Origin of the sequence: Hymenobacter cellulosivorans (genome assembly GCF_022919135.1) — a bacterium.
Taxonomy (GTDB): domain Bacteria; phylum Bacteroidota; class Bacteroidia; order Cytophagales; family Hymenobacteraceae; genus Hymenobacter; species Hymenobacter cellulosivorans.
The window spans coordinates 1,260,420-1,281,987 of sequence record NZ_CP095049.1; the positions used below are offsets into that span (position 1 = coordinate 1,260,420).

The 21,568-nt window shown below is 58.1% G+C and carries 22 protein-coding genes and 2 tRNA genes; 17 read left to right on the forward strand and 7 right to left on the reverse strand.

Annotated features, from left to right (window positions below):
* The first annotated feature begins 207 nt into the window (after positions 1-207).
* Positions 208-1,071, forward strand: a complete 864-nt coding sequence (locus MUN80_RS05410) for a proline and serine-rich protein 1 family protein (protein WP_244720623.1) — start codon at positions 208-210, stop codon at positions 1,069-1,071.
* Between the two features lie 72 nt (positions 1,072-1,143).
* On the opposite strand, the gene MUN80_RS05415 is transcribed toward MUN80_RS05410, so the two are convergent.
* Entirely contained in the window at positions 1,144-1,620 is a 477-nt protein-coding gene (locus MUN80_RS05415; protein WP_262922040.1) for a DUF4293 domain-containing protein, read from the reverse strand.
* Between the two features lie 91 nt (positions 1,621-1,711).
* Between MUN80_RS05415 and MUN80_RS05420 the strand changes: the two genes are divergently transcribed.
* The 5 genes from MUN80_RS05420 to MUN80_RS05440 all read left to right on the forward strand — a co-directional run bounded on the left by MUN80_RS05420 (position 1,712) and on the right by MUN80_RS05440 (position 6,821).
* A complete protein-coding gene (locus MUN80_RS05420; RefSeq protein ID WP_244720629.1) occupies positions 1,712-2,914 on the forward strand; it encodes a thiolase family protein in 1,203 nt (400 codons plus the stop codon).
* A 19-nt stretch (positions 2,915-2,933) separates the two neighbouring features.
* The gene (locus tag MUN80_RS05425; protein WP_244720633.1) at positions 2,934-3,479 is read left to right on the forward strand and encodes a GNAT family N-acetyltransferase; all 546 of its coding nucleotides are present in this window, start codon (positions 2,934-2,936) and stop codon (positions 3,477-3,479) included.
* A gap of 98 nt (positions 3,480-3,577) precedes the next feature.
* The gene (gene truA / locus MUN80_RS05430; protein WP_244720639.1) at positions 3,578-4,366 is read left to right on the forward strand and encodes a tRNA pseudouridine(38-40) synthase TruA; all 789 of its coding nucleotides are present in this window, start codon (positions 3,578-3,580) and stop codon (positions 4,364-4,366) included.
* A gap of 136 nt (positions 4,367-4,502) precedes the next feature.
* Positions 4,503-6,287, forward strand: coding sequence for an ABC transporter ATP-binding protein (locus MUN80_RS05435; RefSeq protein ID WP_244720642.1), 1,785 nt, complete (start codon positions 4,503-4,505; stop codon positions 6,285-6,287).
* A 9-nt stretch (positions 6,288-6,296) separates the two neighbouring features.
* On the forward strand, positions 6,297-6,821 hold the full coding sequence (locus MUN80_RS05440) for a hypothetical protein (RefSeq protein WP_244720647.1): 525 nt from the start codon (positions 6,297-6,299) through the stop codon (positions 6,819-6,821).
* Between the two features lie 71 nt (positions 6,822-6,892).
* Here MUN80_RS05440 and MUN80_RS05445 read toward each other — a convergent pair whose 3' ends face one another.
* The 4 genes from MUN80_RS05445 to MUN80_RS05460 form a co-directional block, all read right to left on the reverse strand.
* Positions 6,893-7,576: an autotransporter outer membrane beta-barrel domain-containing protein gene (locus tag MUN80_RS05445; RefSeq protein WP_244720649.1), complete on the reverse strand. Its 684-nt coding sequence runs from the start codon at positions 7,574-7,576 to the stop codon at positions 6,893-6,895.
* Positions 7,577-7,753: 177 nt separating this feature from the next.
* A complete protein-coding gene (locus tag MUN80_RS05450) occupies positions 7,754-8,449 on the reverse strand; it encodes a hypothetical protein (RefSeq protein WP_244720651.1) in 696 nt (231 codons plus the stop codon).
* A 119-nt stretch (positions 8,450-8,568) separates the two neighbouring features.
* A tRNA-Pro gene (locus MUN80_RS05455) sits at positions 8,569-8,642 on the reverse strand.
* Positions 8,643-8,736: 94 nt separating this feature from the next.
* Positions 8,737-8,810: transfer RNA gene (locus tag MUN80_RS05460), tRNA-Pro, on the reverse strand.
* A 351-nt stretch (positions 8,811-9,161) separates the two neighbouring features.
* Between MUN80_RS05460 and MUN80_RS05465 the strand changes: the two genes are divergently transcribed.
* The 3 genes from MUN80_RS05465 (at position 9,162) to MUN80_RS05475 (ending at position 11,240) form a co-directional block, all read left to right on the forward strand.
* Entirely contained in the window at positions 9,162-9,635 is a 474-nt protein-coding gene (locus MUN80_RS05465) for a T9SS type A sorting domain-containing protein (protein WP_244720654.1), read from the forward strand.
* A gap of 104 nt (positions 9,636-9,739) precedes the next feature.
* Positions 9,740-10,882: an NAD(P)/FAD-dependent oxidoreductase gene (locus tag MUN80_RS05470; RefSeq protein WP_244720656.1), complete on the forward strand. Its 1,143-nt coding sequence runs from the start codon at positions 9,740-9,742 to the stop codon at positions 10,880-10,882.
* Positions 10,883-11,036: 154 nt separating this feature from the next.
* On the forward strand, positions 11,037-11,240 hold the full coding sequence (locus tag MUN80_RS05475; protein WP_244720659.1) for a hypothetical protein: 204 nt from the start codon (positions 11,037-11,039) through the stop codon (positions 11,238-11,240).
* Between the two features lie 93 nt (positions 11,241-11,333).
* Here the strand turns inward: MUN80_RS05475 and MUN80_RS05480 are convergent, their stop codons facing one another.
* Positions 11,334-13,118, reverse strand: a complete 1,785-nt coding sequence (locus MUN80_RS05480) for an ABC transporter ATP-binding protein (protein ID WP_244720662.1) — start codon at positions 13,116-13,118, stop codon at positions 11,334-11,336.
* A gap of 183 nt (positions 13,119-13,301) precedes the next feature.
* On the opposite strand from MUN80_RS05480, the gene MUN80_RS05485 reads away from it, so the two are divergent.
* The 8 genes from MUN80_RS05485 to coaE all read left to right on the forward strand — a co-directional run bounded on the left by MUN80_RS05485 (position 13,302) and on the right by coaE (position 20,204).
* Positions 13,302-14,393, forward strand: coding sequence for a Glu/Leu/Phe/Val dehydrogenase dimerization domain-containing protein (locus MUN80_RS05485; RefSeq protein WP_244720664.1), 1,092 nt, complete (start codon positions 13,302-13,304; stop codon positions 14,391-14,393).
* Positions 14,394-14,501: 108 nt separating this feature from the next.
* Positions 14,502-15,692 (forward strand): transcription antitermination factor NusB, encoded by a 1,191-nt coding sequence (gene nusB, locus MUN80_RS05490; protein WP_244720666.1) that lies wholly within the window; start codon positions 14,502-14,504, stop codon positions 15,690-15,692.
* Between the two features lie 98 nt (positions 15,693-15,790).
* Positions 15,791-16,105, forward strand: coding sequence for a YtxH domain-containing protein (locus MUN80_RS05495; RefSeq protein WP_244720669.1), 315 nt, complete (start codon positions 15,791-15,793; stop codon positions 16,103-16,105).
* 212 nt (positions 16,106-16,317) lie between these two features.
* Positions 16,318-17,319 (forward strand): isocitrate/isopropylmalate dehydrogenase family protein, encoded by a 1,002-nt coding sequence (locus MUN80_RS05500; protein ID WP_244720672.1) that lies wholly within the window; start codon positions 16,318-16,320, stop codon positions 17,317-17,319.
* A gap of 212 nt (positions 17,320-17,531) precedes the next feature.
* A complete protein-coding gene (locus tag MUN80_RS05505) occupies positions 17,532-18,059 on the forward strand; it encodes a DUF1573 domain-containing protein (protein WP_244720675.1) in 528 nt (175 codons plus the stop codon).
* A gap of 145 nt (positions 18,060-18,204) precedes the next feature.
* Entirely contained in the window at positions 18,205-18,537 is a 333-nt protein-coding gene (gene yajC / locus MUN80_RS05510) for a preprotein translocase subunit YajC (RefSeq protein WP_311136273.1), read from the forward strand.
* Between the two features lie 12 nt (positions 18,538-18,549).
* The gene (locus tag MUN80_RS05515; RefSeq protein ID WP_244720678.1) at positions 18,550-19,509 is read left to right on the forward strand and encodes a YbbR-like domain-containing protein; all 960 of its coding nucleotides are present in this window, start codon (positions 18,550-18,552) and stop codon (positions 19,507-19,509) included.
* A 98-nt stretch (positions 19,510-19,607) separates the two neighbouring features.
* Positions 19,608-20,204: a dephospho-CoA kinase gene (gene coaE / locus MUN80_RS05520; RefSeq protein ID WP_244720680.1), complete on the forward strand. Its 597-nt coding sequence runs from the start codon at positions 19,608-19,610 to the stop codon at positions 20,202-20,204.
* Positions 20,205-20,396: 192 nt separating this feature from the next.
* On the opposite strand, the gene MUN80_RS05525 is transcribed toward coaE, so the two are convergent.
* The gene (locus tag MUN80_RS05525; protein WP_244720682.1) at positions 20,397-21,566 is read right to left on the reverse strand and encodes a GNAT family N-acetyltransferase; all 1,170 of its coding nucleotides are present in this window, start codon (positions 21,564-21,566) and stop codon (positions 20,397-20,399) included.
* Positions 21,567-21,568 lie beyond the last annotated feature (2 nt).

Genomic DNA, 21,568 nt, shown 5'->3' on the forward strand with positions numbered 1-21,568 from the left:
GCGCAGCTGACTTTTTAGTAAAAACGCCCCGTGCCGGTATGCACGGGGCGTTTTTTTGTTAGCCATAGCTTACGAAAAACGCTGGGTCGTTAGGCAAATTCGCGCGGCAACAAGCTCGTCGGGAGTGGAGTTTTGGAACTGGCACAATCCTTGGCTTTAAGGTATTACGGAAGCGGATGGTCCGCTTTTCCGAAAGCCCTTGTTGCCATGAAAAAGGCGCTACTCCTCTGCTTCGGCCTGCTCGTGTTGCTGGCTGCTGACCTTAAGGCCGCTCCGGCCAACGTAAACTTTGCCTCCGAGCGCGGTATTCCCTTTCAACTCGTCTTCGACGGCCGGGCGCTGACACGTAATGTAGCCCGCGAAGTCCACATCGACCGGCTGGTTCCTGGCTATCACTGGGCGGAGTTCTTTATCCCAACCGGCTACGGACGTTCAATTAGCTACCGCACCCGCGTATTCCTGGACCCCGGTCTGGAAACAACCTACGTGCTGGTAACGCGCCAAGGCTACCCGCCCGTGTTGCGCAAAGTAAGCGCCTTCCCGCTACGGGGCAGACCCCGGGGCGGCTACGGCCCTCGTGGCAACTACGACCCCCGCTACGATGACCGGGATGGTCGCAACGACGGCTACTACGACGATTCGTACGGTAATAATAACAACGGCCCGGGCTCCAATGGGGGCTATAACAGCGGGGGCTACAATGGCCCGAACAGCGGTAACGGCGGCTACGACAACTATCCACCCACCGGTGGCGGACAGTACTCGGGCGGTTCGGTGAGTGTTTATCGGCCGATGCAGGGCCAGGATGTGGACGCATTGGTGAACAGCGTGCGTAGCAAATCCTTCGACAGCAGCCGCCTGGATGTGGCTAAGCTGGCCTTGGAGCAGTCGGCTATTCAGGCCGATGACCTGAAGCGCCTGTTGGGCACGCTGGATTCTGAAAACTCAAAAGTGGAACTGGCCAAGTTTGCCTATCCCCATGTAAGCGACCAGCAGAACTTTTACCGGGTCTACGACTCCTTCCAATTTGAATCCAGCATCAAGGAAGTGCAGGATGCAGCCCGGCGTTAAGAAGTAGAATCTATTACAACAAAAAAAGGCTTCCGCATGGTGCAGAAGCCTTTTTTTGTGATTTCTGTGGTGCTAGCGCAGGCGGTCCATGGAGCGAACCAGCTGCTCGTCGCGGCGAATGAAGCGGTTGGCCAGCAAATTCAGCAGCAGCGCTACCGTGGGCAGGTAGAAGCCAGCTTCGTAGCTACCGGGCATCTTGATATTGAGCATCCGCTCGCCAATGCCGGAATAGTAGAAGCAGGCACCCAAGGTGGCCACAATCAGCAGGAAGTTGAGTACGCCGAGCTTGAGCTGGGTGAAGCGGTTGCGGTACTGGAAAATTTCGAACAGCGCTACGGCTGCCGAAGCCAGGGCCAGGGCTGCAATAGCGTAGGTATTGGTCGGCACCGACATGCCCGCATCGGCGTGGGCGTAGGTCAGTTTGGTGGCGGTAAGCACCAGTTCCTGCCCGCTGGCCGGATCAAGCTTGCTCCAGATAGGAACAAACACGACGCTTAGCATAGCTAAAGCAAGTAGCAAGAGAAATACGCTTTGAATTCTTTGTATCATCTTTGTTGTTATGAAACTCTGGCCCGTGCGCACTTGTACGCCGGGCCGGCAAAAGTAGCCAACAACGACCGGAATAACCGCATTCAAGAAAATGCCAACTGCTTATATCGTGGACGCCGTCCGCACCCCCATTGCCAAATTTGCCGGTGCCCTCAGCAGCGTACGTCCCGACGACCTGGCCGCGCATGTGTTGCGTGAGCTCTTACGCCGTAATCCTTCCGTGGATAAGACGGCGGTAGAAGATGTTATCATCGGGGCCGCCAACCAAGCCGGCGAAGATAACCGTAACGTAGCCCGCATGGCTGCCCTGCTGGCTGGCCTGCCCACCACGGTGCCCGGCGTGACGGTAAACCGCCTCTGCGCCTCGGGGTTACAGAGCATCATGGATGCCTCCCGGGCCATCATGAGCGGCGAGGGCGACATCTACTTGGCCGGCGGCTCGGAAAGCATGACCAGAGCCCCATTTGTGATGGCCAAGTCGGAAACAGCGTTTGGGCGTGAGCTGACAGCCCACGACACGACGCTGGGCTGGCGCTTTATCAACCAGAAGCTCTCCAAGCTGCACCACCCGTATGCCATGGGTGAAACGGCCGAAATCGTGGCGCGCAAGTATGGTATTTCGCGGCTGGAGCAGGATGAGTTTGCCTTCAACTCCCAGCGTAAGTACCAGCGGGCGTTGGAGAAAGGTCGTTTCCGCCGTGAAATCGTACCCGTTTTCGTTCCTAATCCGAAAGGCGACACGGCCCTGTTCGACACCGACGAACCGCCCCGCCTGTCGTCGATGGAAAAGCTGGGCAGCATCCGGCCCGCTTTCCAGCCCGTGGATGGCACCGTAACGGCCGGCAACTCGGCTGGTATCAACGACGGGGCCGCGGCGGTGCTGGTGGTGAGCGAAGAAGCCCTGAAGCGCTACAACCTGAAGCCCATGGCCCGGGTGGTATGCTCGGCCGTGGCCGGCGTCGACCCGTCGGTGATGGGCATTGGGCCGGTACCAGCCACCAAGAAAGTACTGCAGCGTGCCGGCCTGACCATCAACGACCTCGACCTGATTGAGCTCAATGAAGCCTTTGCCGCCCAGAGTATAGCATGCCTACGCGACCTGGAGCTGGACCCCGACAAAGTGAACGTGAATGGTGGTTCCATTGCCATTGGCCACCCGCTGGGCGCCAGTGGGGCCCGGATTACGGCTACGCTCCTGCACGAAATGCAACGTCGGGAAGGCTCACGCTACGGCTTGGTCACGATGTGTGTGGGCGTAGGTCAGGGGGCAGCGACCATCTTTGAGAAACTCTAACCATTGACCCGGCAAGCTGATGACTGACTCTCTGCTCCGTCCGACGCTTGCCGTGCCACTGGAAGGCGTGCGGCTACGCCCCTGGCATCTGCACGACGCCCCAGTGCTGGCCGAGCAGGCCAACGACCGGGAAATCTGGCAGAACCTGCGTGACATATTTCCGCACCCGTACCGGCTTGAAGACGCGTACTGGTACATTGGGCTGACCACGGACCCGGCCTCCACGGATATTCACCTGGCTATTGAAGTGGCCGGGGAAGCTGTGGGGGCCATCAGCGTGCTGTTCAAGGACGACATCAACCGGTGCAGTGCTGAAATCGGGTACTGGCTAGGGCGGGAGTACTGGGGCCGGGGCATCGTGCCCGTGGCCGTGCGAGTCCTGACCGACTACACCTTTGCCCACTTCGAGGTTAGCCGGCTGTACGCGGAAATCTTTGCCCGCAACGCCGCCTCGGCCCGGGTCCTGGCCAAAGCCGGCTACCAGCTGGAAGCCCGGCTGCAGAAAAGCATCGTGAAAGAAGGCATCGTGCAGGACGCGCTGCTATTCGCCTCGCTTAAATCCTAGTTGTTAGTTATTAGTTGTCAGTTGTTAGTCCGTCGGATTCCCTTTTTGGACAGCAATAGGCCTAACAACTGACAACCAATAACTAACAACTAAGAACCTTGCGCTACTTTCTTCATCTGGCTTACGAAGGCACCCAGTACCACGGCTGGCAAGTGCAGCCCAATACCCTGACGGTGCAGCTGGAGCTGGAGCGTTGCCTGACCCAGGTATTGCGCCAGCCTATCCACATCCTGGGGAGTGGCCGTACCGATACCGGTGTGCACGCCAGCCACCAAGTAGCCCACTTCGAGGCCGATATTCCTGAGACGCTGGATGAAGCCACGGTGGTGTACCGTCTCAACCGGGCCTTGCCCAAGGATATTGCCGCCCGCCTGTTGCACCCCGTGCCCGAGCGGGCCCACGCCCGCTTCGATGCCGAAGCCCGCACCTACGAGTACCACGTGCGCCTCGTGCCCGATCCATTCAGCGTCAACCACAGTCTTTACCTCGACCGGGCCCCCGACGTGGCGGCCATGAATGAGGCGGCGGCTTCCATGCTGGGCTCGTTTGATTTTACGAGCTTTTCCAAGGTGAAAGGCGGCGAAAATCATTACGTCTGCGTGTGCTACGAAGCGGGCTGGCACCCCACCCCGGGCGGGCTGGTGTTCCGCATCCGGGCCAACCGGTTTGTGCGGGGTATGGTGCGGCTGGTAGTGGGCACGTTGCTGATGGTAGGCCGCGGCAAAATCACGCCCGCCGAGTTCAAAGCTATTCTACTGGCCCAGAACCGGGTAGATGCCGGTGGCGCGGCTCCGGCCCAGGGCTTGTTTCTGAGCAAGGTGGAATACCCGACGGAGTTGGTGCCCGCGGCAGCCGCGACGCTGGAACTGCCGTATTTTGTGAAGTAAGCAGGTAGAGTTGAGTGCGTAGAACGAAGCGGCCGACGTAAGCATTTGCGCGTTTCGGCTGTTTGAGCTATTCCCCGCCCGCCGTGCCCATCGTCTACGCTCTATTACCTACGCTCCGAGTACTGCATTTCTACCTATGGAACAAGCTACTACCGCTACCAAAACCGGCAACATCTTCGACTGGCAAGTGCTGCGTCGTTTGATGACCTACGTGCGTCCCTACCGGCGAATATTCTACTTCCTGATCTTCCTGACCGTGGCTACTGCCGCTCTCGGTACGCTGCGCCCTTTTCTGATTCAGCGCATGGTCGACGTCAGCATCGAGCAGGGCGATATGCTGGGGCTGAACAAGATGTTCGGGCTGCTCATGATTTTGCTGGTGGCCCACGCGTTGGTCAGCTACCTGCAAACCTACTTCGGCGGCTGGCTGGGCCAGTACATCGTGCGCGACATCCGCGTCGACCTCTACAAGCACATCCTGGATCTGCGGCTGAAGTTCTTCGACCGGACGCCCATCGGGGTGCTGGTCACCCGCAACATTTCCGACGTCGAAACCCTGTCCGACGTATTCAGCGAGGGGCTGGCAGCCATGATTGGCGACATTCTGCAGCTGCTCTTCATTATGGGCTTCATGTTCTGGATTGACTGGCGCCTGACCCTGGTCAGCCTTTCGGTAATTCCGCCCCTGCTCTACAGCACGTATGTATTCAAGGAAAAGGTGAAAACCTCGTTTCAGGAAGTGCGCACGGCCGTAGCCAACCTCAACTCCTTCGTGCAGGAGCACCTGACGGGTATGAACGTGGTCCAGATTTTCAACAACGAGGAACGGGAGCACCGCAAGTTCAGAGCCATCAACCAGGAGCACACCCGGGCCAACATCCGCTCGGTACTCTATTACAGCATCTACTTCCCGGTGGCCGAAGTGCTGGCCGCCGTAGGCGTGGGGCTGCTGGTGTGGTATGCCGCGCAGGGGCAGATTGAGGGCACGATTTCGAAAGGTGCCCTCATTGCCTTTATCATGTACAACGCCCTGTTCTTCCGGCCCATCCGCCAGATTGCCGACCGGTTCAACACTCTACAACTAGGCCTGGTGAGCACCGAGCGTTTGCTCAAGCTGCTCGACAGCAAAGAACTCATTGCCGACAATGGCACCTACGCCCCGGCCCAGCTCCAGGGCGACGTGAAATTTGACAAGGTGTGGTTTGCTTACAACGACGAGGAGTATGTGCTGCGCGACGTGAGCTTCGAGGTAAAAGCCGGGCAGACCATTGCCTTCGTGGGAGCCACCGGCGCGGGCAAAACCAGCATTATCAACCTGCTCAGCCGCTTCTACGAAATCAATAAGGGCACGATTTCCGTCGATGGCCACGACCTGCGCGAGTACGACCTCAAAGAACTGCGCCGCCACATTGGAGTGGTACTGCAGGACGTGTTCCTCTTCGCCGGTACCATCCAGGACAACATCACCCTCGGTAATAAGGATATTACCGAGGAGCAGATTTGGGCCGCCGCCGACCTAGTCGGGGCCCGGCGCTTTATCGAGCGGCTGCCCGGCGGCTTGCAGTACCCGGTTATGGAGCGGGGTGCCACGCTCTCGGTAGGGCAGCGCCAGCTCATCAGCTTCGTGCGGGCCATGGTCTACCAGCCCCGTATCATCATCCTGGACGAGGCCACCTCGTCGGTCGACTCCGAAACCGAGGAGCTGATTCAGGAGGCCATTGAAAAGCTGATGCAGGGCCGTACTTCCCTGGTTATTGCCCACCGCCTCAGCACCATCCAGAAAGCCGACCGGATTATCGTCTTGGACCGGGGCGAAATCAAAGAGTCGGGCACCCACGAGGAGCTTTTGCGCCACGGCGGTTTCTACCAGCAGCTCTACCAGATGCAGTACAAAGACGCCCTCAATACTCCCGCCGAATAACTTTTTCGTATGACCCGCTGGCTGTTCCTGCTTATTTTTCTGTTTACCATCGGGGCGGCCCTGATCTACGCCTACGTGGGCGGCTTCAAGACGCCCACCGTCACCGTCACGACTACCAAAGCGCCCATCTTTCTGGCCGGTCAGGCCTTTGTAGGCTCGGCCAATGATGAGCGGTTCGGACCCCTGTTTCGCAGCGTGAAGGAGGCACAGGACCAGGGCAAGCTGCGCGGGGAACTGGCCAACATTTACTACAACGACCCGGCCAAGGCCCGCGACACAGTGCGCGCCTTCGTCGGCCTGATTGTGGCCGATACCGTGTCGCAGCAGTTACCGGCGGGCTACAAGTACCGCACGTTTGGGGCTGGGCAGCGGGTGGTGCAGGCCCGTACCACGGCCAGCTATCTGGTAGCCCCTGGCAAGCTCTATCCCGCCATTACCGACGCCGTGAAGCAGCAGCAGCTCAAGCTGCGCCACGTGTACCTGGAACGGTTTCCCGAGCAGGGCGAGTCCGAAGTACTGGCCGTGGTTGAGTAGCTGATTGAACTTAGCTACAAAAAAGGCCATTCCTGAAAAGGAATGGCCTTTTTTGTAGCTATTAGCTGCTGTTAACGCCCCAAGTAGAAGGCCGCGCCTATCGCCAGGGAACCCAAGGAGAAAGAAGCTCCCAAACCTGATTCGGTAGTCTCAGTTGTACGGATGGGTTCCTGCTGGAAAGAATCGGTGGCCACGGTCGTGTTCTTGCTGTAGCCCACGTTGCCTAGAGTTATTTCTAGGCCAAGCTTGGGGGTTGGAAAGTAAGCAAAGCCAGGCGTAAGAAGTCCATAATATCCTCGGTTCTTACGCGTGGATAAGGAAGCGTTATTGTCTTCCGATTCGCCACTGGAGCGGGAGTATCCAGCTTCTAACTGGCCGAAAAAGCCGGCCTTTTCACCCAGCATTTTGTAGTAGCGCACAAATGGACCGAGCTGGTAGCCGTTGCCCTTGGTAGTGTAGGTGTTCTTAATGCCGACATTGTCGAAACCTTCACTTTCAGACCGAGAATGGTTATAAGCGGTGATTAAGCCCAGTACCAGGTTATCAGCTAGAAAATAGCCTGCTCGGGGAGACAGTGAAAAGCTAGTGCTTTCCGAATGGCCGGTTTGTGATTGGTAAGAAGCGGTATACTCTGCTTTAGATTTGGAAGCACCAAGCCCACCACCTAGTAGCACAGTTCCTGCCTTGGTTTGAGCCTGAGCACTCAGGGCGCTGCCACCCAACAATAGGGCAGCAACACAAATACATTTGTTCATGAAAATGGGAAAATAGTGGAGTTGGATAAAGCACGTAAGTGCGGCAAACGCCTGTCTAGAATAAGCTTGCCGTCACTCAGTGACCGGATAAACGGCCGCGCATAGAGTATCGTGTATATAGCATAAAAAAAAGCCCCGGACCACATATCCGGGGCTTTTCAATAGGATATGGCTGCTCTAGCGGCCGAAATAGAACGTGCCGCCGAACTGCAACTGGTCGAGGCCGAAATAGGCGCCCAGGTTGCTGGTCTTGTTCTCGTAGTCCGGTGGTGCGGTGCCCGCGTTGGTGGGGTAGTCGTAGCTCAACCGGTCGTACTGCAGCCCACCGATAGAGGCGCTCAGGCCCAATTTGGGAATGGGGAAGAATACGATGCTGGGCGTCAGCCCGGCATACAACCCCTTGGCCTTGAATTCACTGATCAGTGGCTGGGGGCTGTTATTAGTGTAGTCGTAGCTCTTCTGACTTTGAAAGCCCCCATTCAGCGTGCCTACTACGCCAAACTGCTCGCTGATCATCTTGTAGTATTGCACAAACGGGCCTACACTGAGCGTAGTCGTGGGGTCGAGTTCGGCCCGCACCACGCCCGGAGCAGGGGAATAGGTGGAATACGGCTCCCGATAAGCCGAATAACCTACCGACAAGCCAATAGCGAGGTTATCGGCCAAGAAGTAGCCAATGGAAGGACTGATACCAAACTCGCTCGATGTCGTTTCAACGCTGGTCGCCCGGCCATTGATTGAGGCGCTGTTGGTCCGCTCCGTACGGTTATAGCCTACGTTGCCGCCGAGCGAGAGGGTGCCAGCTGCAATGCTTTGTGCCTGGATGGCTTCGGCGCTGAAGGCCAACAAGCCCAGCAGGAATAACTTTTTCATAGGGAAAAGAAATAGTGAAGCGACAAAGATATAGGCTGGAATCTATGTAGTATCCTTCCGGGGATAAATCAGAACAAATAAAAAAGGCCTTTCCGGGTAAGGAAAGGCCTTTTTATAAGTCGGGGTGGCAGGATTCGAACCTACGGCCTCGTCGTCCCGAACGACGCGCGCTACCGGGCTGCGCTACACCCCGAATGCCGAGTGGGGTAAACTCGGTAAGTACTATTATGGCCGAAAAAAGCCTCCAGACCGAAGTCTGGAGGCTTTTCGAACAGTAAACTGTTCTGTCGGAGTGGCAGGATTCGAACCTACGACCTCCAGCACCCCATGCTGGCGCGATACCAGGCTACGCTACACCCCGAGGAATCGAGTCACAAAGGTAAGAGAGAAATTGAAAGTCATGCAAGAGTTGATACTATCTTTTTTGTAAAACCAGGGCTTGGGGACATAGATGCCTGAAAGACAGGTGGAAATATTTGGCGGTTAGGGTGTCGATTTTGCTGCCGTTTCAAAGCTTCTGAGGCTGCTAGAGTTGGGCATACGGTTTGTATGGCTGGACTAGGGCGCAATTTTGCGCCGCCTCATTTGGAATTTACGCTTGATAATGAGTAATATAGCTACTCGGCTACCCTCTGTTTTTACCAGAAGCAAGGACTATTTTTTACTTTTGCTGCCGCATAATGAAATGTCTTCTACTACGTTTGGGCTGGGTATGAAAACGGTTGTGGTTACCCTCAGTTTGGGAATAGGAATGCTGCTGAGCCTCGGAACGGCCCAGGCACAAACGAAACCGGCGGCTAAAGCGCCCGTCAAAGCACCGGCTCCCGCCGCCAAAGCAGCAGTTGCGGCCAAGCCCGCTACAGCTACTATGGTAGCCGAAGCCAAACCCGCTCCCCCGGAGCTCATTACCAGCAAAATGGAAGTAGCACCACCTTCCACCGACGCCATCAAAGTGCGGGTCGATACCAATCCGCTGACCAAGCGCCTGATTGTGCGCACCAATGCCACCGGGCCCACCCGCGTGGAAGTCAATGACGCCAACGGCCGTCCGGTTCTTACCCGCGACCTGATGGCCGGCGACGAGGCTATTACGCTGGATGTTAGTCAGTTGCCAGCCGGTTCCTATATTGTGCAGTGTACTTCCGGCACTCGTAGCGGTATGCGCCGGGTGATGGTCGGCCAATAGCCTTCTACCTTTGAATAATGCTGAGCCCTTGCGGACCTGTTTCGCAAGGGCTTTCTTTTGCCCTTTAGTTTACTGATCAGCTATTGTATCCTGCTTGGCCACTGATGAGCACAGCCAACCTTTCTTACTGGGAGCACCAGAGCTTTTTGTCCGGCTTCGACGTGGTGATAATAGGGGCGGGCCTGGTCGGGCTCACCACGGCTATTTACACGCGTCAGCGCCACCCGCACGCCCGGATTGCGGTGCTGGAGCGCGACGTGCTGCCCAACGGGGCCAGTACTAAAAATGCCGGATTCGCTTGCTTCGGCAGCATCTCCGAGTTGCTGGAACAGGAAAAGAAGGGTGGCTCGGCAGCGCTGCTAGAAGTAGTGCAGGCCCGCTGGGAAGGCTTGGCCCTGTTGCGCAGCCTGATCGGCGAGGAGGCCTTACGCTACCAGCCGGTCGGGGGCTACGAGCTATTTCGCTCCGCCGACGAGGAGCTGGCCGCTACCTGCCGACAGCATATCCCGTACTTCAACGAGTTGCTGGCCCCCATTATTGGTACCGAAAATATTTACCGTGACGCCACTGCTCACCTGCCGGCTACGGGCTTGGCGGGCGTAACGGTCATGCTGGAAAACAGGGCAGAAGGGGCGCTACACACGGGGCGGCTGATGCACGCGCTGCTCAAGCGGGCTTGGCAAGACAATATCGTGGTGCTGCACAGCTGCCCCGTAACCCGGCTGGAACCAGGGCCAAACTCGGCGCGACTGCATACACCACTGGCGCTGCTGGAAGCCGGGCAGGTAGTAGTGGCCACCAATGCCTTCAGTCGGCAGTTTTTTCCCGAGCTCGATGTGGTGCCCGGCCGTGGGCAGGTGCTCGTCACGGAGCCCATTGAGGGCCTGAACCTGCCCGGCACGTTCCATTACGACAAAGGCTACTATTACTTTCGGCAGGTCGACGGCCGAATTCTGCTCGGTGGGGGCCGCAACCTCGACTTTGCCGCCGAAGCCACCACCGAGGCCGGCCTGACCAGCTTGGTCCAGACCCAGCTGGAAAAGCTGCTGCGGGAAGTTATCCTACCGGGCCGCACCCCGCGCATCGACTACCGCTGGAGCGGCACCATGGCCTTTGGGTCGGAACTGGCTCCGATTATTCGGCCCCTGGCGCCGGGCGTTTTCGGGGCCTTGCGCTGCAATGGCATGGGCGTGGCCCTGGGAGCCCGCACCGGGCAGTTGGCGGCCGAGATGCTTGACGGCCTGTAGACGCAGACGCCCCATTTAGCCCCGAACATTTCGATGGTAGGAGAAAAGAATCTTCGTGGGCCTAGTGCCAGGTATTGGGTCTAAAAGCCGTTTCGAATACCTGCTGACCGTGCTTGGAGGCTGCTGGTCTGGCTGGCACCTACTGCTAATCAGCGTGCTCCAAACTAAGCTCATCTGGTACGACGCACCCATCTGCCCGGTGCCGGCCGCAGCCGCAGTAGAGCATTTTCGGCTGCCGGCGTTGCGGCCCCTCGGGTGGGTGCTGGTTTCGTTGGGCTGGTTCTGGGGGCCTTATGCCAATCTGATGCAGCATATGACCACCGCCCACCGCCAGCACTATGCCGAGGCCGAGCTGTAGTTTGGCCGCCACCTGCAGCGGCCGCAGGCGGTCCTGCCAACCCTACGCATTCTGCGGTAACAGCTTGCGCGCCACGCGTCAGTTAGGGCAGATTTAGGCTTCCTCGTTCTGCAATTGCCGCTCATACAGCGCCCGGTACAAGCCTTCCTCCTGAGCCATCAGGGCCTCGTGGGTGCCGTGTTGCACAATCACGCCGTCGTCGAGTACCAGGATTTCATCGGCCAGCTTCACCGACGACACCCGGTGCGAAATGATCAGGCTGGTGCGGTTGTGCATGATGCGCTGCAGGCTATTTAGGATGGCGTTTTCGGTGTTGGTATCCACCGCCGAGAGCGAGTCGTCCAGAATCAGGATTTTGGGCTCCTTCACCAGGGCCCGGGCAATGCTGACGCGCTGCTTCTGCCCGCCCGAGAGCGTAATGCCTCGCTCACCGAGCTTGGTGTCGAAGCCCTCGGGGAAGCGGATGATATTGTCGTAGACGTTGGCATCCTTGGCCGCCTGCTGCATCCGCTCTTCGCTGGGGTTGTCGAGGCCGAAGTTGATGTTGTTGCGGATGCTGTCCGAAAACAGGAACACATCCTGGGGCACGTAGCCAATTTGCTCCCGCAGGGAGTTGAGCGAGAAGTCCCGCACGTCCACGCTGTCCACACTGATTTGGCCTTCCGTGACGTCGTACAGACGGCAGAGCAGGGCCGCAATGGTGCTTTTGCCCGAGCCGGTGTTGCCGATGACGGCCAAGGTCTGGCCGGGGTGGATACGGAATGAGACGTCACGCAGGGCCTGAATGCCGGTGTCGGGGTAGGTAAACGAAACGTGGTCGAAGACGATGTCGCCCTGAATTTCCTGCTGGATGTTCTGGCGCGAGACTATGTCGGTCTGCTGGTGCATAAACTCATTGATGCGGGCCTGGGAGGCTTCGGCGCGCTGCACCAGGGAAGAAGTCCAGCCCAGGGCCGTAACGGGCCAGGTCAGCAGGTTTACGTAAATCAGGAACTCAGCTATGCTACCCGTGGTGATGGTGCCCCGAATGACTTCCTGCCCGCCCACCCAAACGGTAACGATGGTGCTGATGCCAATCAGGAACAGAATCAGGGGGAAAAACAGGGAGTTGACGAAGTTCAGACTCAGCGACTTTTCCTTGTAGTTGTCACTGGCCGCGGTGAACTGCTGGTGGGAATCGTCTTCGCGCACAAAGGACTTGAGCACCCGAATGCCGGAAAACGACTCCTGCACGAAGGTCGTCATGGCCGCCAGGGAGCGTTGAATTTCGTCGGACTTACGCTCAATCAGGTTATTGACGTAGTAGATGCTCACCGACAGAATGGGCAGCGGAATCAGCGTGTATAAGGTCAGCTTCACGTTCACCATCAGCATGAGCGGGATGATGAGCACGAACAAAATGACCAGCTGCATGAAGTACATCAGCGCCGGCCCGATGTACATACGTACCCGGCCCACGTCTTCCGAAATCCGCGACATCAAATCCCCGGTGTTGTGGCGGCGGTAGAAGCTCAGCGGCAAAGACTGGTAGTGCTGGAAAATTTCGTTTTTCTGGTCGTTTTCCACCAAGCGGCTCATCACAATAAGTGTCTGGCGCATGAAAAACAGGAAGATGCCGCGCAGCAAGGCCATCAGCACGATGAGCAGGCCGTAGAGCAGCACGTTGCGGCCGAAGAGCTCATACACCCCACTCTGGGCCCGGGTGCCGGCGAAGAGGTGGTACAAATCGATACCCTCGCCCACCAAATCGAAGGCGTAGCGCACAATTTGGGCCGGGAAAATGGCGAGTAGCGTGGACAGGGCCACGAACAGGACGCCGCCCAGGAAATGCCATTTGTAGCGGTACAGGTACTTATTGGTAGCGGATAATGCGCGCACGGAAGCTGGAGTTGGAGCAGGTTAAGAAGCCGTGACCTTTCCGGCAAATCCGGAAGGGTAGGGTGCCCGGCTAGGAAAAAATGGGTACTTTTGCACCCGAATTGAACAGACTACGCGCCCGTTCGTTCAAAGATACAACACCCGACCCCACCCATCTTCCCACCCTTTTTTCAGTTTACTCAAATGGTTGAAATCCAAACGCTGGCCGATACGTCGGTCTTCGGTCAGATTGCCGAGCATCAGCACGAGCAGGTTGTGTTCTGCCACGACCACGAAACCGGTTTGCGGGCCATCATCGGCATTCACAACACGGTACTGGGTCCGGCCCTGGGCGGTACCCGCATGTGGCACTACGCTTCCGACATGGAAGCCCTGAACGACGTACTCCGCCTCTCGCGCGGCATGACCTACAAAGCGGCCATTTCGGGCCTGAACCTAGGTGGAGGCAAAGCCGTCATCATCGGCGACGCCAAAACGCAGAAAACCGAAGCCCTGCTGCGCAAGTTCGGCCGCTTCGTGAAAAACCTGAACGGTAAGTATATCACGGCCGAAGATGTGAACATGACCACCAAGGACATGGAGTACATCCGGATGGAAACCAAGCACGTAGCCGGCCTGCCCGAAAGCATGGGCGGAAGCGGTGACCCGTCGCCGGTAACGGCCTACGGCACCTACATGGGTATGAAGGCCGCCGCCAAAAAGGCGTTTGGCTCGGAAAGCCTGACCGGCAAGCGCATTGCCGTGCAGGGCGTGGGCCACGTGGGCACCTACCTGCTCGAGTACCTGCAGAAGGAAGGCGCCAAGCTCATCCTGACCGACTACTACGAAGACCGCGCCCTGGAAGCTGCCGCCCGCTTCGGCGCCGTAGCCGTGGGCCTCGATGAAATCTACGACCAGGACGTGGACATTTACTCGCCCTGCGCCCTGGGTGCCACCATCAACGACGATACCATCGACCGGCTCAAGTGCCGCGTTATTGCCGGCTGCGCCAACAACCAGCTCAAGAACGAAGACGTGCATGGCCCGGAGCTCGTGGAGCGCGGCATCGTGTACGCCCCCGACTTCCTGATTAATGCCGGTGGCCTGATCAACGTATATTCCGAAGTGGTAGGCAGCAGCCGGCAGGCAGCCCTTACCCAGACCGAAAAGATTTTCGACTTCACTACCCAGGTGCTCAACAAAGCTGAGCAGGAGGGAAGTCACCCCCAGAAAGCTGCCATCCGGCAGGCCGAGGAGCGCATTGCTTCGCTCGGTAAAGTCAAATCCACTTATTAAGCGGTGAGATAGTGAACTGGTGAGAGGGTGAGTTTGTCGGCGGAGATGCGCAGACAGAACATCAACTCACTATTTCACCAGTTCACCATCTCACCATTTCCAAAGAAGATGCTCAATCGCCGCACGCTCCGCATTAAGGTTATGCAGGCCCTGTACGCTTACCATCAGGCCGTCGGGTCCGATTTTATGCTGGCCCAGGACCGCATTGCGGATGCCTTTGCCCCTGACCTGAACGCCCCCGAGGCCCAGGACCGCAAGCTGCTGAAAGGGCAGCAGAAAATGGCTGAGGCTATTTTCCGGGAGTGGCACAAGGGCGGCTCGGCAGCCGAAGTCGAGAAAATCGACGACAAGGAGGTGAACGACGCCGTAGCCGACGCCATCAGCTTCTACCAGAAGGCCAAGGCCAAGGACGGCACGTTCTACGCCGGTCAGATGGTGCACGGCGCCGAAAGCATCCACACCCAGTATCTGCACCTGCTGAACCTGCCGGATGCCCTGTTGCGCGTGATTGAGGAAGAAAAGCAACGCGAAGCCCGCCGCTTCACGCCCTCCAAGGAAACTCCGCTTGATACCACCCGCTTCGAGGAAAACCAGGTGATCCAGAAGCTCGTCGGCAACAAGCAGCTTCTTGACCTGACCATTCGGCGCAATGCCCAGTGGACCGGCGAAGACGACATGGAGGCCCTGCGCAAAGCCTGGCGCAACGAAATCAAGCCCGACGCCGAGTTTCAGAGCTACCTGGCAGCCCCGGCCGGCAACTACGCCGAAGACCAGGAGCTGCTGAAGTACCTCTATAAGAACTTCGTGTTTAAGGGCGAGTCTTTGCCGGCATACCTGGAAGAGGACGACCAGAACTGGGAGGAAAACCGCTCGGTGGTGAAAAACCTGGTGGTCAAAACCCTGAAGATGCTCGACGAGGCCGCCGACGAAAACCTGGAGCTGATGTCCTTGTCGGCCAACTGGGTCGACGACAAAGAGTTTGCCGAGACGCTCTACAAGCAGACCCTGGCCGACGACGAGCGGTACGAGAAGCTCATTGCCGAGTCGGTGCAGAACTGGGACGTGGAGCGGGTAGCTTTGACGGACAAGATTCTGCTGAAAATGGCGCTTTGTGAAATGCACCTTTTCCGCGGTATCCCCGTGAAAGTCACCATCAACGAGTATATCGAAATCAGCAAAATGTACAGCACGCCCAAGAGCAAGCAGTTTGTGAACGGTATTCTCGATAAATTGGCCCAGGACTTGACCGCCAGCGGCGCCATCCGCAAGTCGGGCCGCGGCTTGCTCGACAACCAGTAAGCTGGTCGGTAGGGCTGCCAAGCAACCTGAGCTGTGCGCTCTGCGTTGTTGAGTACACATTTTCCATCCATTCTCCCACCTCGCCACTCCTTTCTGCTATGGGTAGCAAAACCACTACCGGTATTCTGTGCTTCGCGGGCGGTGCCCTCACCGGGGCCGCTGTTGGACTTCTGTTTGCTCCGGAAAAGGGGCGCGAAACCCGTAGCTGGCTCAGCTACCAGCTCGAAAAGTACCGCGAAGTACTGGCCGACCTCACCGAAAGCCTTGTCACGAGCCGCGGCGAAGTAGGGCCTGCGTCCAGCGCCAAAACCGAAGGCCAGCGCGTGATTCAGGACGCCAAGAGCAAGGCCGAACAGCTCCTCGGCGACGTCGACCAGCTGATCAACCAAATCAACTCGCGCAAAGCCATCTAACGAAGCCTGCCGATGTTTTTAGCATGTGCTGCTGCGCTGAAGAACGTTTCATCTTCAGCGCAGCAGCACATTTTTATTTTGCCCTTGCCCAGCCGTGTTACCTTTGCGGCCGGAAGGGCTGCATGCAGCCTAGTGAACGAGCCTGTAAGTCGGCAGGCGCTTCACTTTCAGACAAGTAACCTCAGTACCTCTCCTAAATAGATAGTAGCAGAATGCACACCATCACCCTCATCCCCGGCGACGGCATCGGGCCCGAAATCACGAAGGCAGTTCAGGACATTTTCTCGGCCGCTGGCGCCCCCATTCAGTGGGAAGAGCAAAACGCCGGTCAGACGACCTTCGACCAGTCGGGCGAGCTGATCCCGCAGTCCTTGCTCGACTCGCTGGAGAAAAACCGCGTGGCCCTGAAAGGCCCCATCACGACGCCCGTGGGCAAGGGTTTCCGCAGCATCAACATCACGCTGCGTCAGAAGTACGACCTCTACCAGAACGTGCGCCCGGCCAAAACCACCGAGGGCATCGAATCGCGCTACACCGGCGTAAACCTGGTGCTGTTCCGCGAAAACACGGAAGGGCTATACTCGGGCCTGGAAGTGTACGACGAGCGCCTGGGCATTTCCGACTCGTTTAACCGTATCACGGTGGAAGGCTCGCGCAAAATCTGCCGCGCCGCCTTCGCCTACGCCGCCAAGCACGGCCGTAAAAAGGTGACCCTGGCCCACAAGGCCAACATCCTCAAAATGGCCGGCAAGCTCATGCTTGACGCCTGCAAGGAAGCTGCTACCGAGTTTCCGCAAATCGTGTTCGAGGACAAGATCATCGACAACATGTGCATGCAGCTCGTGAATAAGCCCGAGCAATTCGATGTAGTGGTGACCACCAACCTGTTTGGCGACATCCTCTCCGACCTCTGCGCCGGCCTCGTAGGCGGCCTGGGCGTGGTTTCGGGCGCCAACATCGGCGACAACATGGCCATCTTCGAAGCCGTGCACGGCTCGGCTCCCGACATTGCCGGCCAGGGCAAAGCCAACCCTACCGCTTTGCTGCGCTCGGGCCTGATGATGCTGCACCACCTGGGTGAGCATGAGCTGGCCGACCGTATCGAAAAGGCCCTGGACGAGACCCTGAAGCACAAAGAGCAGTGCACTGGCGACCTGGGCGGTAAGGCCAGCACCAGCGAATTTGCTCAGTCTATCATCGCCAAGCTGGCGTAGTAGCTGGACATAAGACACCAGAACGTCATGCCGAGCGCAGCCGAGGCATCTCGCGTGTTTACTTGCAGTAGTAACTGATTAGTATTGCCCGCGAGATGCTTCGACTTCGCTCAGCATGACGTTCTTGCTTGCTCGGCATGAGTTCTGATTTTCTCGCAGTTCGTCTTAACTTTACTTTTCCGACGGCTCCAAATGGCCGCTTTCCTTTTTCTATGAAACGTACTCTGTTTTCTGCTCTGCTGCTTTCTGGCGCCCTGATGTTTGGTGCCTGCAACAATGATAAGCCCGCCGAAGTAGGCGCGGAAGGCATGAATGCCGCTGCCACCGCCGCTTCCGATGCCGCTAACCCCACGGTCGACAACCCCAATGTGGCCAGCGAAACCGAAGCTCCCAACCCCAATGCCCCAGTGATGACCTTCACCGAATCGGAGTTCAACTTCGGTGACATCAAAGCCGGCGACGTGGTAAAGCACACGTTCGAGTTTACCAACACCGGCAAGTCGCCGCTGCTGATTGAGAATGCTACGGCTTCCTGCGGCTGCACTACCCCCAACTGGACCAAGGACCCCATTGCGCCCGGCGGAAAAGGCACCATCGACGTGCAGTTTGACAGCCATGGCAAAGCGGGTCTTCAAAATAAAGAGGTAGCGGTACGGGCCAACACCCAGCCCAACATCACCCAGATTGCCATCCGCGCCAACATTCTGCCCGCTAGCACCGAAGGCCCAGTAAAGCAATAACCGGCTTCGCCACCCGGAAGGATTACCCCGTACTGTCATCCTGAGCCTGCGAAGGACCTTATCACGTTGAAGCAAGTCGTTCAACCGATATAGGGTCCTTCGCTTTGCTCAGGATGACAGATGTTTTTACCGCTTTTACTTTCCTATGCTGACCACGCTTCTTCTCCAGACTCAAACCAGTGAAGGCCTGACGTCCCTGGTGTTTCCAGTCCTGATTGCCATTGTCGTTTACTTTTTCATGATCCGGCCCCAGCAGCGCCGCTCGTCCGAGGCCAAGAAGTTCCGGGAGTCGCTGGTGAAAGGTGCCAACGTAGTAACCATCGGTGGTTTGCACGGCAAGGTGCTGGAAGTGCATGAAGAGTCGGTAATCATCGAGGTCGACAAAGGGGTGCGCCTTAAGTTTGATCGTACAGCTATTTCCCGCGAAGTAGCCCCCAAGAATGCCCCGGCCGCTCCGGTGACTTCTGAAAATGCCTAACTCCTAGCCGCTATGCCGCTTACCCGCGCTTTTCGTCTGGCCCGCTGGTTTACCAGCCCATTTTTTGGGCAGGAGCGGAGCTATTGGCGCGCGGTAACGGCCTGCTTTCTGGCGGCTTCCACGTTCTGGCTGCTCAATGCGCTGAACAAGACCTACACCACGCGCATCACCTACCCGCTGCAGTGGGCGTATGATGAGCAGCGCTACATTCCGGTGAAGCCCCTGCCCACGGAAGTAGCCGTCAATGTGACGGGGCGGGGCTGGAAGCTGCTGCGCAAAAACCTGCTGCTCGATGTGCGCCCCGCCGAGGTGCGACTGATGCGGTTGCCGGCCACACGCTTCGTCACGGGCCAGTCGCTCCGGCCTGCGCTGCAGGCGGCCATGGAAGGGCTACAGTTCAACTATGTGCTGGCCGATACGCTCTGGGTGGAATTTGACCGACTCGTGACGCGGCGGCTGCCCTTGGCCTTGAGCCCCAAGGCCGACGGCTCAGCTTTACCGTACGCGGCCGTTTTTACGCCCGAAAGCGTGGCGTTTCACGGGCCGGCCCGCACCGTCAATAGCCTGGCCAGCCCGTATCCGGTGCATTTGCCCCAGGCTCCGGCCGGCAGCAGTGAGGGCGCCATCATCGTACCCATTGGCGGGCCCGATTTGGTGCAGGCCCAGGTGCAGGAAGTAAAAGTGCGTCTGCAGCCCCGGCCCCTGATTTCTTTCCCACTGTCTGTAGTGCCCGAACTGCGCGACTTTCCTAAAGGCCAGCAGTTTACGTTGCGCCCGGCCACGGTGCAGGTACAGGTGCAGTGCTTTCCCGAAGACTCGGCCCGCCTCGACCGAACCCAGGTCCACGTGCTGCTGCACTACGGCCAGTTTCATTCCCCCGATTCCACGCTCCAGCCCGTCTTGTCGCACGCCCCAACCCTGGCCCGCGGTGTGCGCGTGCTGACGCCTGTGGTGCGGGTTTCACAGCGGTGAGATGGTGAACTAGTGAGTTGTTGTTTTGTCGGCGCCACTTGCGCGGATTGAACGGAAAACTCACCATCTCACCATCTCACCATCTCACTACTTCACAGATGCTTCGAATTGGAATAACGGGCGGAATTGGATCAGGCAAGAGCGTGGCGTGCCGGCTGTTTGCGGTACTGGGCGTGCCCGTGTACGACGCCGACTCCCGCGCCAAGTGGGTGATGGCAAATGATGCTGTGCTGCGGGAGGCGTTGATAGCCGCGTTTGGCAACGAAGCGTTTGAGGCCAGCGGGCAACCCAACCGGACCTATCTGGCCCAGGTGGTATTCAAGGACCCCGAGCAGCTGGCCCGCCTCAACGGCCTGGTGCACCCGCGCGTGGGCCACGACTTCGAGCAGTGGGCCCAGACCCAGCAGGCCGCCGGAGCCGTTTATATTCTGAAGGAAGCCGCCCTGCTCTACGAGTCGGGCTCCTACCAGCAGCTCGACAAGATTATCACCGTATTCGCGCCCCAGCCTGTGCGCCAGGCCCGCGTGTTGCGCCGCGACCCACACCGCACCCCCGACGACATTCTGGCCATCATCGGTAAGCAGATGAGCGAGGAAGAAAAGCTCAGCCGCGCCGATTACGTGCTCCACAACGACGACGAACACCTGCTCATCCCGCAAGTGCTGGAGCTGGACCGGCAGTTTCGGCAAGCATAGAAAACCTGTGTTATTGCGAGGCGGAAGCCGAAGCCATCCGTCTTCTGAACTGTGCGAAATGTTCTTACCAGAAAGCCCCTTTCTACAGCGTGTAGAAAGGGGCTTTCTGGTAAAAGGTCAGGTTGTGCTGCGCAGAGGACGGATTGATGGCGATTGATGCGCAAGGACGCAGTTTTTCAACTCACCATTTCACTACTTAATAATTGGGCAGCGCTCAAACGGTCGGGTTTCGTCAAAGAGCTTGCGGTAGGTGACGTGGGTTTTGTGGATGCGGGCCCCGATGGAGCGAGTAACGGCCAGCATGCGGGGGTTAAAGTCGCCAATCCAGTTCATCTCACAATCAGTGTAGCCCGACTCCAGGAACTTGGCCCGGGCGTGCTCCATCAAGGCTGATTCGACCTTTTTACCTTGCCAGGCGGGTACCACCCCGAAGATGACGCCGAACATCTTTTTATTGGAGCGCTGGTCATATTTGCGCTTTTGCCAGAGAAAGCGCAGCTTGTCCCAGAGGTTGAAACGGGCCCCGATGTGCTTGAAAATCTGGTTGAGCTCGGGCAAGCTGACGAAAAAGGCAATGGGCTCCTCGTTATGGTAGGCAAACCACAACAGGCGCTCATCGGCCACAGGCTTCATCTCCTTGACCAGGCTACGGGCTTTTTCTAGGGACATGCCGGTTACGCCACTGTGGTTGGCCCAGGCCAGGTTATACACGTGCTGAAAGTCGCGGGCCAGCTTTTCGGCGTCGCTCTTATCGGCATGGCGGAAGCTGAACTCAGGTTGCGCCGCATAGTGCTCCACCGCCCGATGAAAGGCCTCATGCAGGGGCATCGCAACGTCCCGGTAGCAGGTATACTGCTTGAAATACACCTGGAAGCCGTAGGTTTCGAACAACTGCTGATAGTACGGCGGATGGTAGAACATGCCGTAGTTGGGCTCGGTAAAGCCCGCTACCAGCAGGCCCCAGAACCGGTCCCGCTCCCCAAAGTTGATGGGGCCGTCCATGGCCTGCATGCCGCGCTGGGCCAGCCAGGCCTTGCCCGCGTCGAAGAGCGTGTTGGCCGCCGCCTGGTCATGGATGCACTCGAAGAAGCCCAGGCCACCGGTGGGTAAGCTAGGGTCGGTGTGGGCGGTATTTTGGTTGATGAAGGCCGCAATCCGGCCAATAACCTCACCGCCCGCGTTGGTCAGAATCCAGCGGATAGCTTCGCCGTGCTGAAAGTTGCTGTTCTTTTTGGGGTCAAAAACAGCTTCTATTTCGTGGTCGAGGGGCGAAATCCAGTTGGGCTGGTCCTGGTAGAGGCGGGGCGGCAGGTCCAGGAATTGCCGGACCCGCTGGGCATCGTTGACTTCGAGTAAGGGCATTT